Origin of the sequence: Pseudomonas sp. URIL14HWK12:I12 (genome assembly GCF_003097135.1) — a bacterium.
Classification (GTDB): domain Bacteria; phylum Pseudomonadota; class Gammaproteobacteria; order Pseudomonadales; family Pseudomonadaceae; genus Aquipseudomonas.
This window is the reverse complement of sequence record NZ_QEQL01000006.1, coordinates 23,334-36,980: the sequence shown is the minus strand read 5'-3', so window position 1 is coordinate 36,980 and position 13,647 is coordinate 23,334. Positions and strand designations below refer to the sequence as shown.

Below are 13,647 nucleotides of genomic sequence, written 5' to 3'. Positions count from 1 at the left end.
TCAGCCATTGCCCATTTCAGGATTGAACCATGCGTGACGAAGCTGTGCGATTAGGGCGTGAACGCCGCTTTCTTGTGTTGTTGGGCATCATCTGCCTGGCGCTTGTCGGCGGTGCGCTCTACATGCAGATAGCGCTGGGCGAAATGCCATGCCCTTTGTGCATCCTGCAACGTTACGCATTGCTGCTGATCGCGCTGTTTGCCTTCATTGGTGCAGCGATGCCTGGGCGGCGGGCGCTGACGGTGTTCGAAGCACTGGTGGTACTCAGCGCGTTGGGCGGCGTCGTGGCGGCAGGTAATCACGCCTGGGTGCTGGCACACCCGCTCTCGAGTTGCGGCGTCGATACCTTGCAACCGATCGTCGATGGGTTGCCGTTCGCCCGTTGGTGGCCAACCGTCTTCGAGGTACAGGGTTTCTGCACCACGCCGTACCCACCGATCCTGGGGTTGTCCCTGGCCCAATGGGCGCTGCTTTCATTCGTACTGACGGCCATCCTTGTGCCATTGGGCGTCATCCGCAACAGGCGCCGCGCATCGGCGTGATGCCTTGTCATGAATCATGCCCAAACTGCGACAATGGCTTGCACTGTCGCAGGGCAATCGCACCGCCGCCGGCCGTCGCCAGCCTGCTCAAGGCCGCGCCGCACAAGGCCTGCGGGCCCGGTTGAGGCGCTGCGACATCGTGTCGCAAGGGCTTGAAAAGCGCCTGCGTTGTTGCATAATCCGCAAGTTACTGTTGCTAAATAAGCCATATTCAATGCGGGGTTAGCTCACTACAATCGCGGCAATTTCTACTCGGGCTAACCCCTGCGAGCCGCTGAAATCAAGGCTGTAGCCTCTGGTTGCCAGCGTCTGGCCAGCTCCGTGGAAACCCGGGTTGATACCCTTCAATGATTGTCCGCACCAAAGGAATGGGGCGCGAACGGGCGACTTGCCTATAATCGACGAGTCATAGCAGAGAGTACCGAACAGGTCTGCCTACCGCAGTAGCGGATCCTGGGCATGCCCGTTGTCAATCTCGAGAAATGCTGACGCTTGGCAGGACGAAGTGTTGGCGATCACAACACACCATTGCAATGAAGCAAGCTGCTTAGAGGTCGTGAGATGAGTAAAAAGCGTTACCCCAGACTATTTGGCATATTGCCGTTCATCGGCATGCTTTTTCTCAGTGGGTGCGACTGGACCCTGCTCAACCCCAAGGGGCAGATCGGGATCGAAGAGCGTAACCTGATCCTCATCGCCTTCGGCTTGATGCTGCTGGTCGTCGTGCCGGTGATCGTCATGGCCTTCGCGTTCGCCTGGAAGTATCGTGCTTCCAACAAGAGCGCCACCTACGCGCCTGAGTGGGCCCACTCCACCAAAATCGAAATGGTCGTGTGGGGTATCCCGCTGCTGATCATCATCGCACTGGGCGGCGTGACCTACGTTACCACTCACAGCCTCGACCCCTACCGCCCCCTGGACCACGAAGCCAAGCCGGTCACCATCCAGGTTGTCTCGCTGGACTGGAAATGGCTGTTCATCTATCCGGAGCAGGGCATTGCAACGGTCAACAAGATCGTCTTCCCGGCCAATACCCCGGTCAACTTCCGCATCACCTCCGACTCGGTGATGAACTCGTTCTTCATTCCGGCACTGGGCGGCCAGATCTACGCGATGGCCGGCATGACCACGCAGCTGCACCTGATTGCCAACGAGAACGGTGAATTCGACGGTATCTCCGCCAACTACAGCGGCGCGGGCTTCACCGGCATGAAGTTCAAGGCAGTGGCCACCTCCGAGGCTGATTTCAACGCCTGGGTCAACGAAGTCAAAGGTTCGTCCAAGTCGCTCGACGCAGCGACTTACAGCGCCTTGCTCAAACCGAGCGAGAACAACCCTGTCGAGCTGTACAGCTCCTACGCCCCTAACCTGTTCCAGACCATCGTCGACAAGTACGAAGGCATGAACCCAGGTAAGGGCCATGGCGAGCACGGCACCGAGCACAAGAAAGAAGGTTCGGCCGACATGGGCGGGATGGACATGAGCAAGCACGCAGCTGCTGGGGCAGAGGAGTAAGAGATGTTCGGTAAACTGAGTCTGGAAGCGATACCCTTCCATGAACCGATAGTGATGGTGACCCTCGCCATCGTAGCGGTTCTTGGCCTGGGTGTTGTCTCTGCAGTCACCTACTTCAAGAAGTGGGGTTACCTGTGGAAAGAGTGGTTCACTTCGGTCGACCACAAGAAGATCGGCGTGATGTACATCGCCGTGGCGATGATCATGCTGCTGCGCGGCTTCGCCGACGCCATCATGATGCGGTCGCAACTGGCTGTCGCTACCGGCGGCTCCACCGGTTACCTGCCGCCTGAGCACTATGACCAGATCTTCACCGCCCACGGTGTGATCATGATCATCTTCATGGCGATGCCGTTCATGATCGGCCTGATGAACATCGTCGTGCCGCTGCAGATCGGCGCCCGTGACGTGGCCTTCCCGTTCCTGAACTCGGTGAGCTTCTGGTTCTTCGTCGTCGGCGTGCTGCTGGTCAACATCTCCCTGGGTGTGGGCGAATTCGCCAAGACCGGCTGGGTAGCCTATCCGCCGCTAGCGGGGTTGCAATACAGCCCGGGCGTGGGGGTCGACTACTACATCTGGGCGCTGCAGATATCCGGCCTGGGTACACTGCTGACCGGCGTGAACTTCATCGTGACCATTCTGAAAATGCGTGCCCCTGGCATGACGTTGATGAAGATGCCGGTGTTCACCTGGAACTGCCTGTGCACCGCCGTCCTGATCGCTGCTTCCTTCCCGATCCTGACCGCTACGCTGTTCCTGCTGTCGCTTGACCGTTATCTGGGTATGCACTTCTTCACCAACGAGCTTGGTGGCAACCCGATGATGTACGTCAACCTGTTCTGGGCTTGGGGCCACCCCGAGGTATACATCCTGATTCTGCCGGCATTCGGTGTGTTCTCGGAAGTCACATCGACGTTCTCCAAGAAGCGCCTGTTCGGCTATGTCTCGCTGGTGTGGGCAACGGTGGCCATTACGGTCCTGTCGTTCATCGTCTGGCTGCACCACTTCTTCACCATGGGTTCGGGTGCCAACGTCAACGCCTTCTTCGGCATCATGACGATGGTGATCGCGATTCCGACAGGGGTGAAGATCTTCACCTGGCTGTTCACCATGTACCGCGGCCGCATCGAGTTCAAATCCCCGATGCTGTGGACGGTAGGTTTCATCGTGACCTTCAGTATCGGCGGTATGACCGGCGTGCTGCTGGCGGTGCCGGGTGCCGACTTCGTTCTGCACAACAGCCTGTTCCTGATCGCCCACTTCCACAACGTGATCATCGGCGGTGCCGTATTCGGTTACCTGGCAGGCTTTGCCTTCTGGTTCCCGAAAGCCTTCGGCTTCACTCTGAACGAGCGTTGGGGCAAGGCGTCCTTCTGGTTCTGGCTGGTCGGCTTCTACCTGGCGTTCATGCCGCTGTACGTGCTGGGCTTCATGGGCATGACCCGTCGCCTGAACCACACCGACAACCCCGAGTGGACCCCGTGGCTGATCATCGCCATGGTCGGTGCCCTGTTCATCGCCGTCGGTATCGCTTGCCAGCTGATCCAGCTGTACGTGTCGATCCGCGATCGCAACAAGAACCTGGACGTCACTGGCGACCCATGGGATGGCCGTACCCTCGAGTGGTCGACCTCTTCGCCGCCCCCGTTCTACAACTTCGCCGAAGTACCGGCAGTTGCTGATCTGGATGCTTACTGGGGCATGAAAGAACGCTCCCAGGCGACCGAAAAAGTGGCTCGCTACGCGCCGATTCACATGCCACGCAACACCGGCATGGGCGTGCTGATCGCTGCCTTCAGCCTGGTGTTCGGCTTCGCCTTCATCTGGCACATCTGGTGGGCGGTCGGTGTAGGCTTCGTCGGCATGATCGTGACCCTGATCGTCCGCAGCTACGACGATGACATCGACTACTACGTGCCAGTTGACGAAGTAGAGCGCATCGAGGCTGAACGTTTGAAAACTCTGGCTAACGCCAACGCCGGTATGGCGCGAGTGGAGAAGGCTTAACACCATGTCCAATACAGTTACTCACGGTGATGTTGCCCACGGCCACGACCATGGGCACGACGAACACCACCACGACGCCGGGGGCATGACCGTCTTCGGCTTCTGGATCTACCTGATGACGGACTGCATTCTGTTCTCGTGCCTGTTCGCCGCGTACGCGGTGCTGGCCGGGAACGTTGCAGGTGGCCCGTCGGGCCACGAGATCTTCGAGCTGGACTACGTCCTGGTCGAGACCTTCCTGCTGCTGTTCAGCTCGATCACCTTCGGGTTCTCGATGCTGGCCATGCACAAGGGCAACAAGAGCGGCGTGCTGTTCTGGCTGTTCATCACCTTCCTGTTCGGTGCCGGCTTCATCGGCATGGAGATCAACGAGTTCCACAAGTTGATCGTCGAAGGTTATGGCCCAGACAAGAGCGGCTTCCTGTCCGGCTTCTTTACCCTGGTAGGTACCCACGGCCTGCACGTGAGCAGCGGCCTGCTGTGGATGGCCGTGATGATGGCCCAGATCGCCAAGAAGGGCCTGACCGATACCAACCAGACTCGCATGAGCTGCCTGAGCCTGTTCTGGCACTTCCTGGATGTCGTCTGGATCTGCGTGTTTACCGTTGTATACCTGATGGGGGCCCTGTAATGGCTAACTCCAATCATTCGGCTGGCGGCGCGAGCCACGGCAGCTTCAAGTCCTACATGGTCGGTTTCATACTGTCGGTTATCCTGACGGTGATCCCGTTTGGCCTGGTGATGGTGCCCGGCTTCATGTCCAAGGACGCTGTGCTGCTGACAATCCTGGGCTTCGCAGTGGTTCAGGTGATCGTTCACCTGATCTACTTCCTGCACCTGGACCGCTCATCTGAACAGCGCTGGAACGTGATCGCGTTCGTGTTCTCGGCGCTGATCATCGCGTTCCTGGTCGGCCTGTCGCTGTGGATCATGTTCAGCATCCACCACTTCATGATGGCGAAGTGAGGAACACCGGCATGTCCGTAAAGCACTTTATCCAAATCACCAAACCGGGGATCATTTTCGGTAACGTGCTTTCGGCGGCGGGTGGTTTCTTCCTGGCCTCGCAAGGGCATGTCAGCCTGGCATTGTTGCTGGCCACGCTGATCGGTACGTCATTGGTGGTGGCGTCGGGTTGCGTGTTCAACAACTGCATTGACCGCGACATCGACGTGAAGATGGAACGCACCAAGAACCGCGCCATGGTACAAGGGCTGATTCCGGCCCCTGTTGCCCTGGCGTATGCCACGGTGCTCGGCGTTGCAGGCCTTGGCCTGCTGTACTGGCAAGCCAATCTGTTGGCAGCATTGTTCGCCCTGATCGGTTTCGTGATCTACGTTGGCCTCTACAGCCTGTACCTGAAGCGAAAGTCGGTTCATGGCACCCTGGTTGGGAGCCTTTCCGGGGCGATGCCGCCGGTGATCGGCTATGTGGCGGTCAGCGGAACCTTCGACCTCGCTGCACTGACGTTGCTGGTGATGTTCAGCCTGTGGCAGATGCCGCATTCCTACGCGATCGCGATCTTTCGTTTCAATGATTACCTGGCCGCATCCATTCCGGTGCTGCCGGTGAAGCGGGGCATTCGAGTCGCCAAGAAGCACATCCTGGTCTACACCTTCGCCTTCCTGCTGGCCACCCTGATGCTCACGTTCGGTGGCTATGCCGGCATGAGCTACCTGGCAGTGGCCGCTGCGATGGGCATGTACTGGCTGTACATGGCCTGGACCGGCTACAAGGCTGCCGATGACCGCGTCTGGGCACGCAAGCTGTTCGTGTTCTCGATCTTCACCATTACCGCACTGAGTGTGGCGATGTCTCTGGATTTCAAGACGCCCAGCGAACTGCTGCTGACCTACGCGGCGCCCTGAGCATGAAGTGATTGAAAAACCCGGCCTTGTGCCGGGTTTTTTCTTTTCCGGGCTTTACAGGCTGCAAGCCTTGGGATTACTTTGCCGGCAGGCCAATGCAATGGCCAGCGTCGCTCGGACGGTTCCGGGCGCTTACGTACATTCCGAGGTTTACATGGCTGACTCCCGTCCGCCGCGCCGTTTCGCGCGCATCGATCGTCTCCCACCCTATGTATTCAACATCACAGCCGAACTCAAGATGGCCGCACGTCGCCGTGGCGAGGACATCATCGACCTGTCGATGGGCAACCCTGATGGTGCCACGCCGCCACATATCGTCGAAAAGCTGGTGAGCGTTGCCCAGCGTGAAGACACCCACGGTTATTCGACCTCACGGGGTATCCCCAGGCTTCGCCGCGCCATTTCGCGGTGGTACGCCGACCGCTACGATGTGACCATCGACCCGGAAAGCGAGGCTATCGTCACCATCGGCTCGAAAGAAGGGCTGGCGCACCTGATGCTCGCCACCCTTGACCATGGCGATACGGTGCTGGTGCCTAACCCAAGCTACCCGATTCATATCTACGGTGCCGTGATTGCCGGCGCCCAGGTGCGCTCAGTGCCGCTGGTGCCAGGGGTCGACTTTTTCGAGGAGCTGGAGCGGGCCATTCGCGAGGCTATTCCGAAGCCCAAGATGATGATCCTGGGTTTCCCCTCCAACCCCACCTCGCAATGCGTGGAGCTGGATTTCTTCGAGCGTGTGGTCGCATTGGCCAAGCGCTATGACGTGCTTGTGATTCACGACCTGGCTTACGCCGACATCGTCTATGACGGCTGGAAGGCGCCCTCGATCATGCAGGTACCTGGCGCGAAGGACATTGCGGTCGAGTTTTTCACCTTGTCCAAGAGCTACAACATGGCCGGTTGGCGAATCGGTTTCATGGTGGGCAACCCCGAATTGGTAAGTGCACTGGCACGTATCAAGAGCTACCACGACTACGGCACCTTCACGCCGTTGCAGGTGGCTGCCATCGCGGCATTGGAGGGCGACCAGCAGTGTGTGCGGGACATCGCGGAGCAGTATCGGCAGCGCCGCAATACGCTGGTCAAAGGCCTGCACGAAATCGGCTGGATGGTCGAAAACCCCAAGGCGTCGATGTACGTCTGGGCGAAGATACCCGAGGCTTACGCGCATTTGGGGTCGCTGGAATTTGCCAAGAAGCTGCTGGCCGAAGCCAAGGTGTGCGTTTCTCCCGGTATCGGTTTTGGTGATTATGGCGATGACCACGTTCGCTTCGCACTGATCGAGAACCAGGACCGCATCCGCCAGGCGGTGCGCGGTATTCGGCAGATGTTTCGAGCCGATGGCTTCGGCGCTCAAGGCCAGGCTGGGCGCAAAGCCAAGCCCGCGCAGCAATGACGGCCTGCGCCGGTGGAAGTTGACGCCGGCGCATTGTTGCCAACTTTGTAACTACATTTTTCCCGGCCCAGGCTTTGCCTGGGCCATTTCTGCGCTTAAGCTTGCCTCGTACCCCTTGCCGCGACGGTTAAACGTCAGCCTGCGGCAGCTGCGGCAAGCCTTTGACGCCTAGCGCCCATACACCCTAGGCACCGCGTAGTGCTGATCACTTGTTGACCCTGGAATCTCGCCGCACCGATTGAGCCCGTCTTGAACAGGAGATCGTCATGCAGACCAAGTTTTCTGGTTCATCCCCGTCATCAAGCAGTTCCCGCACCACTCGGTCTTTCAAGTTCGCGCGCGAGTTGCTAGGCAAAGCAGGCATCGGCATGGAAGGGCACGCTCCTTGGGACATGACGCTCAATGATGTGCATGTACCGGAAAAGGTGTTGGCAGAAGGTAACCTGGGCCTGGGCGAGGCGTACATGAACGGTGAGTGGGATGCCCGCCAGCTGGACGAATTCTTCGCCAGGCTCCTGCGCGCTGGGATTGCCGACCTGGTGAACCCTGCCGCGTTGCTCTTTCATGCGGTCAAGGCAAAATTCGTCAACCTGCAAACCAAGGCGCGCTCACTCAAGGTTGGCGAACAGCATTACGACATTGGCAACGATTTCTACGAGCAAATGCTCGATGCGCGTATGACCTATACCTGCGGGTACTGGAAGCATGCGCAGAATCTGGAACAGGCGCAGGAAGCCAAACTGGATCTGATCTGCCGCAAACTGGGCCTCAAGCCCGGCCAGCGGGTGCTCGACATCGGTTGCGGCTGGGGTAGTTTCATGTCCTATGCTGCGCAGCACTATGGCGTGGAGTGCGTAGGGGTTACCATCTCCCGAGAGCAGTGCCAATGGGCCAAAGCGCGCTACCCTGACCTGCCGTTGGAATTTCGCCTGCAGGATTACCGTGAGCTCGACGAGCAGTTCGATCATGTAGTCAGTGTCGGCATGTTCGAGCATGTGGGCCGCAAGAACCACCGTATCTATATGGAAGCAGCCCATCGCTGCCTGAAGGAGGAAGGGCTTTTCCTGCTACATACCATTGGCAAGAACCGCCGCCACAGCACGCCCGACCCCTGGATCGACAAATACATCTTTCCCAACGGCGACCTGCCATCTGTAGGGCAGGTCGGCGATGCCATCGATGGCCTGTTCGTCGCTGAAGACATGCATAATTTCGGCGCCGACTACGACAAGACCCTCATGGCATGGTGCGCCAACTTCGAAAAGGCGTGGCCGCAATTCCGCGAAGCGATGGGCGAGCGTTTCTTCCGTATGTGGCGTTACTATCTGTTGTCGTGCGCGGGTGCATTCAGGGCCCGCGATATTCAGCTCTGGCAATGGGTGCTGTCCAAACAGGGCGTACTCGGAGGCTATGAGCGAGTCAGTTGAGAGGTTCAAGAGCATTACCATGAGCAGCCAGTTTCCAGTCAGCCGCCCCCGCCGCCTGCGGCGCTCCGAAGCCCTTCGTTCGGTCTACCAGGAAACGGAATTCCGCCTCGAGGATCTGGTGCTGCCGATCTTCGTCGAAGAAGAGATCGACGACTTCGTGCCGATCACCAGCATGCCTGGTGTGAATCGTATTCCCGAGAAAAAACTCGCCAGCGAGATTGAGCGTTATGCGCGCGCTGGCATCCGTTCGGTGATGCTGTTCGGCGTTTCTCACCACCTCGATGCCACTGGCAGCGATACCTGGGCTGAGAATGGGCTGGTGTCGCGGCTGGTGCGCACCACCCGTGAAGCGGTGCCGGAAATGATCGTTATGTCCGACACCTGCTTTTGCGAATACACCTCCCATGGTCACTGCGGGGTGCTACACGATTGTGAGGTCGACAACGACGCCACACTCGTGAACCTGGGCAAGCAGGCCGTGGCCGCTGCGCGTGCGGGTGCCGATTTCATCTCGCCTTCGGCTGCTATGGATGGGCAGGTACAGGCCATTCGCAGCGCACTGGATGGGGCAGGGTTTCACAATACCGCCATCATGGCCTATTCGACCAAGTTCGCGTCCGCGTTGTACGGCCCCTTCCGCGAAGCCGGGGGGACCGCACTGAAGGGTGATCGCAAGGCTTACCAGATGAACCCGATGAACCGCCGTGAAGCGGTGCGCGAATCGCTGCTGGATGAGGCCGAAGGTGCCGACGTGCTGATGGTCAAGCCTGCAGGCGCCTACCTGGACGTGATTCGTGACATTCGCGAAGCTTCACGCCTGCCCTTGGCGGCTTACCAGGTCAGTGGGGAATACGCGATGATCAAGTTCGGTGCGCTGGCCGGAGCGGTCGACGAGGCGCGGGTAATGCGCGAGAGCCTTGGTGCGATCAAACGCGCCGGTGCCGACCAGATTCTGACCTATTTCGCGATGGACATTGCACGCGACGGTATCTAGGCCAAGGCGCGAATCGGCCAAAACCCGGCAGTAATGAAAACGCCCCTTTACGGGGCGTTTTCGTCAGCGACGCGGTAGTTACACCAGTGGGTCGCCCACGTGCAGCAGCTTCATGCCGTTGGTGCCGCCGACCGTGTGATAGCTGTCACCTTTGGTAAGGATGACCCAGTCGCCTTGCTCGACCAGGCCGCGCTTGAGCAGCTCGTCGACAGCCGCCTGGCTGACTTCGCCCAGCGGTAGCGCCGCTGGGTCGAACGGAATGGTGTACACGCCACGGAACATCGCCACGCGCGCCTGGGTTTCACGGTGCGGGGAGAAGGCGAAAATCGGTACCGACGAGCGGATACGCGACATGATCAGCGGGGTGTAGCCACTCTCGGTCAGGGCGATGATCGCCTTTACGCCCGGGAAGTGATTGGCGGTGTACATGGCGGCGAGCGCGATGCTCTGGTCGCAGCGCTCGAACTGGGTGTAGAGGCGATGGCTGGACTTTTTGCTGGTTGGGTGTTTTTCAGCGCCCAGGCACACGCGCGCCATGGCCTGCACCGCTTCGATCGGGTAAGCACCGGCGGCGCTTTCGGCCGACAGCATCACCGCGTCGGTGTAATCGAGGACCGCGTTGGCCACGTCCGAGACTTCGGCGCGTGTAGGCATCGGGTTCTGGATCATCGACTCCATCATTTGGGTCGCCACGATCACCGCCTTGTTATTGCGGCGGGCGTGCTGGATGATTTTCTTCTGGATCGCGACCAGTTCGGCATCACCGATTTCCACACCCAGGTCACCACGGGCGACCATCACGGCGTCACTGGCGCGGATCAAGCCGTCGAGGCTTTCATCGTCGGCTACCGCTTCGGCGCGCTCGATCTTGGCCACCAGCCAGGCGGTGCCGCCGGCCTCGGTCAGCAGGCGCCGGGCGTATTCCATATCGGCGGCGTCGCGCGGGAAGCTCACCGCGACGTAGTCGACTTCCATTTCCGCAGCCAACTTGATGTCGGCCTTGTCTTTTTCGGTCAGCGCAGGGGCGGTCAACCCGCCACCTCTGCGGTTGATGCCCTTGTGATCAGAGAGCGGGCCGCCGACCAGAACGACGCAGTGCAGTGCGTCTTCGGTAGCGGTGTCGACCCGCATGACCACGCGGCCATCGTCGAGCAGCAGTTCATCACCCACGCCGCAGTCTTTGACCAAGTCGGGGTAATCGATGCCCACCACTTCCTGGTTGCCATCGGTGAGCGGGTGGCTGGTGGAAAAGGTGAAGCGATCGCCGACTTTGAGTTCGATGCGTTTGTTGGCGAATTTGGCGATGCGGATCTTGGGACCTTGCAGGTCGCCCAGCAGCGCCACGTACCGGCCGTGCTTGGCCGCCAGGTCGCGGATCAAGCGGGCGCGAGCCTTGTGCTCATCCGGGGTGCCGTGAGAGAAGTTCAGGCGAGCGACGTCGAGGCCAGCCAGTATCAGCTGTTCCAGAACGTCCGGCGAGTTGCTGGCCGGGCCCAGGGTGGCGACGATTTTGGTACGGCGTACGGTCATGCACTGGCTCCTTTATTGACGCGCAGCGAAAGGCTACTCCTCTAAGGGGCTGTAGTCATCGTTCAACTGCACTACGGCCAAGATTTTGCCTGCGCGATATGACTGAAGAATTTTCCGTTCGGGCCGATATCGAAAGTATTCCAGGAGATTGCCATGCGAATGCTCGTTGCTGTCACACTGCTGGCCTGCCTGGCCGGCTGCAACCGTTGGTCTGCCGACCAGCACCTGAACAGTGCCTACCGCGCCTACACCGATGGCGATTGCGACAAGGTGCTGTTGGAATTGTCGCAAGTGGACCGCAAGACGGTCTCGCGCCCCTATATTCGCCCAGAGGCTGCGTTGCTGCGCGGGCAATGCCTTGAGCGGCAGAACCTGTTCGTCGATGCGGCACAGACCTACCAGTGGATTCTCTTCCAGTACCCCTCCAGCCAATATGCCTTCCGCGCCAAGGCGCGCCTGGATACCCTGGAGCAGACCGGGCATTTGCGCCCGGCCGCAATCACGGTGCCGCGCCCGGCGACGTTGTGAATTTAAATGAAACGTCATGTGATAAGGCTGGCAGTTTGCTAGCCATCCGTTAAGCTCAACACATGAAGTTAATTTTTCGCACTTCGGTTGGCTGCTGTGAGTCCGACCTTTTGCAACAGGTCAGGGAACCCTACACATGACTCGATACCTGCAGCGGCGCATCGAAAGGCATCAGCTGCCTTATTTCCTCAAGGTGTACAACCGCTACACCGACCGGCAGATCGGCTACCTGGGCAACGTTTCCGAGGATGGCTTGATGCTCATCAGCCAGCTGCCATTGATCGTCGGGCCTGATTTCGAGCTGCAGTTGAAGGTGCCACTTCCCAGTGGAGAGCTGCAGTTGATCAACCTGACCGGCAGTTGCCTGTGGTGCCAGGAAGACGCCACCCCTGGCCATTACGACTCTGGTTTTATGCTGATCGAGGCGCCAGTGGAGTATCAGCAATTGGTCGACGCACTGCGCGAATACTTCAGCTTTCTGCCAATAAGCGCCTCGGCCTAGGCCGAGGGCCTATAGCACCCCGGCGCGCTTCCATTCGAGATATTTGCCCACCAGGGCGGTTCCCAGCTCGGCCGGGCGCACATCGAGCACAGGCACGCCGTACGCTGCCAAGCGCTCATGCAGCGCCCGGCGCTCCCCTTGATAGTCCACTACTGCACAGTACTCCAGCGCTCGCGCCGGGCTGTCGACGTGTCGCTGTTGAACGTGGTCAAGTGCTTCCTCGCGTAGGCTGGCCACCAGGACACGATGATGGCGGCCGATGCGTTTGAGTGCCAGCAGCAGCTCTTCGTCATCCTCATCACGCAGGTTGGTCAGCAGGATGACCAGGGCCCGGCGTTTTTGCCAGGCGAGCAGGCGGGTCGCCGCCTCGCTGAAATCGGTGTGGCCCAGATGGCTATCGAGGTCGTACACCGCGCCCAACAAAGTGCCAAGCTGCCGCTGGCCTTTGGCCGGGGGAATCCGGCAGGGCTCCGCGCCCAACGTACGAACGCCTACTGCGTCACCCTGGCGCAAGGCGATATAGGCCAGAAGCAGGCCTGCATTGAGTGCATGGTCGAAGTGTGAGAGCTCGCCATCCTGGCTGCGCATGCGCCGGCTGGTGTCGAGCCACAGTACGATCTGCTGGTCGCGTTCGTCCTGGTATTCGCGCACGATGGGCGAGCGTTTGCGCGCCGTGGCTTTCCAGTCGATCTGGCGCAGGCTGTCCCCCTCTGTGAACTCCCGTAACTGATGAAACGCCTGGCCTTCGCCGCGGCGCTGGCGTTGGCGCACTCCCAGCCTCCCCAACCACGCGTCCATCATTCGGAGCTCAGCCCCATAGAGGCGGGCAAAATCCGGGAACACTCGGCCTTCACTGCTCACCGGCAGATACCGGCGCTGGCTCCAGAGCCCGAGTGCGCTGCGCAACCCCAGCTCGCAGCGCTCGAACACAAATCGCCCACGCCGCAGCGGTCGCAGGCGATAGGCCAGGCGCACGTGCTGCCCGGGTTGCAGCGTGACCTGTTGCGGCAGCTGGTCGAACTCAAGCCCTGCCGGGGGGTGGTCAAACACCTCCAGAGTGAGCGGACGCGCGCTGCGCTGGCGAATATGCAGCCACACCTCGCTGCTGTTGCCTATGGCAAGGTTACCGGGCAGCTGGCGGGTGACCTCAGGCGCCAGGCGCCGGGTCAGCAGGAGCGCATCGAGCAGCATCAGTATCAGCACCGCCGCCAACAGTGCCCAGCCTACCTGGGCCAGGGCGGCGCCGAAGACGCCGGCGAGCGCCAGCAGGCCCTGGGCGAAGCCCAGCAGCGCCAGCACGCCGAGCCAGCACAGGGCCAAACGGGTCGGGCGCAG

General features: G+C 60.1%; 13 protein-coding genes. 11 read left to right on the top strand and 2 right to left on the bottom strand.

From position 1 onward, the window contains the following. Positions 1-29: 29 nt before the first annotated feature. The 9 genes from F474_RS17550 (at position 30) to hemB (ending at position 9,752) form a co-directional block, all read left to right on the top strand. Positions 30-542: a disulfide bond formation protein B gene (locus tag F474_RS17550; RefSeq protein WP_097087574.1), complete on the top strand. Its 513-nt coding sequence runs from the start codon at positions 30-32 to the stop codon at positions 540-542. A gap of 561 nt (positions 543-1,103) precedes the next feature. After that, a complete protein-coding gene (gene cyoA, locus F474_RS17545; protein ID WP_097087577.1) occupies positions 1,104-2,057 on the top strand; it encodes a ubiquinol oxidase subunit II in 954 nt (317 codons plus the stop codon). A gap of 3 nt (positions 2,058-2,060) precedes the next feature. Then, on the top strand, positions 2,061-4,064 hold the full coding sequence (cyoB, locus tag F474_RS17540; RefSeq protein ID WP_097087580.1) for a cytochrome o ubiquinol oxidase subunit I: 2,004 nt from the start codon (positions 2,061-2,063) through the stop codon (positions 4,062-4,064). A 4-nt stretch (positions 4,065-4,068) separates the two neighbouring features. After that, the gene (locus tag F474_RS17535) at positions 4,069-4,695 is read left to right on the top strand and encodes a cytochrome o ubiquinol oxidase subunit III (protein ID WP_097087582.1); all 627 of its coding nucleotides are present in this window, start codon (positions 4,069-4,071) and stop codon (positions 4,693-4,695) included. Then, complete coding sequence (cyoD, locus tag F474_RS17530) at positions 4,695-5,030, top strand: cytochrome o ubiquinol oxidase subunit IV (protein ID WP_097087584.1); 336 nt, start codon at positions 4,695-4,697, stop codon at positions 5,028-5,030. Before F474_RS17535 ends, cyoD begins: the two co-directional genes overlap by 1 nt. A gap of 11 nt (positions 5,031-5,041) precedes the next feature. Further along, positions 5,042-5,932 (top strand): heme o synthase, encoded by an 891-nt coding sequence (cyoE, locus tag F474_RS17525; protein WP_097087587.1) that lies wholly within the window; start codon positions 5,042-5,044, stop codon positions 5,930-5,932. Positions 5,933-6,086: 154 nt separating this feature from the next. After that, the gene (alaC, locus tag F474_RS17520; RefSeq protein ID WP_097087694.1) at positions 6,087-7,331 is read left to right on the top strand and encodes an alanine transaminase; all 1,245 of its coding nucleotides are present in this window, start codon (positions 6,087-6,089) and stop codon (positions 7,329-7,331) included. Between the two features lie 266 nt (positions 7,332-7,597). Further along, the gene (gene cfa / locus F474_RS17515) at positions 7,598-8,758 is read left to right on the top strand and encodes a cyclopropane fatty acyl phospholipid synthase (RefSeq protein WP_097087589.1); all 1,161 of its coding nucleotides are present in this window, start codon (positions 7,598-7,600) and stop codon (positions 8,756-8,758) included. Between the two features lie 19 nt (positions 8,759-8,777). Next, the gene (gene hemB, locus F474_RS17510) at positions 8,778-9,752 is read left to right on the top strand and encodes a porphobilinogen synthase (protein WP_097087592.1); all 975 of its coding nucleotides are present in this window, start codon (positions 8,778-8,780) and stop codon (positions 9,750-9,752) included. A gap of 78 nt (positions 9,753-9,830) precedes the next feature. Here hemB and pyk read toward each other — a convergent pair whose 3' ends face one another. Further along, a complete protein-coding gene (gene pyk, locus F474_RS17505; protein WP_097087595.1) occupies positions 9,831-11,282 on the bottom strand; it encodes a pyruvate kinase in 1,452 nt (483 codons plus the stop codon). Between the two features lie 153 nt (positions 11,283-11,435). Here pyk and F474_RS17500 point away from each other — a divergent pair, with 153 nt between their 5' ends. Both F474_RS17500 and F474_RS17495 read left to right on the top strand, forming a co-directional pair. After that, complete coding sequence (locus F474_RS17500) at positions 11,436-11,810, top strand: tol-pal system YbgF family protein (RefSeq protein ID WP_097087597.1); 375 nt, start codon at positions 11,436-11,438, stop codon at positions 11,808-11,810. Positions 11,811-11,946: 136 nt separating this feature from the next. After that, positions 11,947-12,312 carry a PilZ domain-containing protein gene (locus F474_RS17495; RefSeq protein ID WP_097087600.1) on the top strand — a complete coding sequence of 122 codons (366 nt, stop codon included), beginning with the start codon at positions 11,947-11,949 and terminating at the stop codon, positions 12,310-12,312. A 9-nt stretch (positions 12,313-12,321) separates the two neighbouring features. On the opposite strand, the gene F474_RS17490 is transcribed toward F474_RS17495, so the two are convergent. Beyond that, positions 12,322-13,647, bottom strand: a complete 1,326-nt coding sequence (locus F474_RS17490; RefSeq protein ID WP_256577817.1) for a DUF58 domain-containing protein — start codon at positions 13,645-13,647, stop codon at positions 12,322-12,324.

Excerpts from the sequence above, each read along its gene's own strand:
- cyoA (WP_097087577.1), top strand. The coding sequence starts at position 1,104 with ATGAGTAAAAAGCGTTACCCCAGACTATTTGGCATATTGCCGTTCATC.
- F474_RS17535 (WP_097087582.1), top strand. The coding sequence starts at position 4,069 with ATGTCCAATACAGTTACTCACGGTGATGTTGCCCACGGCCACGACCAT.
- F474_RS17495 (WP_097087600.1), top strand. The coding sequence starts at position 11,947 with ATGACTCGATACCTGCAGCGGCGCATCGAAAGGCATCAGCTGCCTTAT.
- F474_RS17500 (WP_097087597.1), top strand. The coding sequence starts at position 11,436 with ATGCGAATGCTCGTTGCTGTCACACTGCTGGCCTGCCTGGCCGGCTGC.
- cyoB (WP_097087580.1), top strand. The coding sequence starts at position 2,061 with ATGTTCGGTAAACTGAGTCTGGAAGCGATACCCTTCCATGAACCGATA.
- pyk (WP_097087595.1), bottom strand. The coding sequence starts at position 11,282 with ATGACCGTACGCCGTACCAAAATCGTCGCCACCCTGGGCCCGGCCAGC.
- cfa (WP_097087589.1), top strand. The coding sequence starts at position 7,598 with ATGCAGACCAAGTTTTCTGGTTCATCCCCGTCATCAAGCAGTTCCCGC.
- hemB (WP_097087592.1), top strand. The coding sequence starts at position 8,778 with ATGAGCAGCCAGTTTCCAGTCAGCCGCCCCCGCCGCCTGCGGCGCTCC.
- cyoD (WP_097087584.1), top strand. The coding sequence starts at position 4,695 with ATGGCTAACTCCAATCATTCGGCTGGCGGCGCGAGCCACGGCAGCTTC.
- alaC (WP_097087694.1), top strand. The coding sequence starts at position 6,087 with ATGGCTGACTCCCGTCCGCCGCGCCGTTTCGCGCGCATCGATCGTCTC.
- cyoE (WP_097087587.1), top strand. The coding sequence starts at position 5,042 with ATGTCCGTAAAGCACTTTATCCAAATCACCAAACCGGGGATCATTTTC.
- F474_RS17550 (WP_097087574.1), top strand. The coding sequence starts at position 30 with ATGCGTGACGAAGCTGTGCGATTAGGGCGTGAACGCCGCTTTCTTGTG.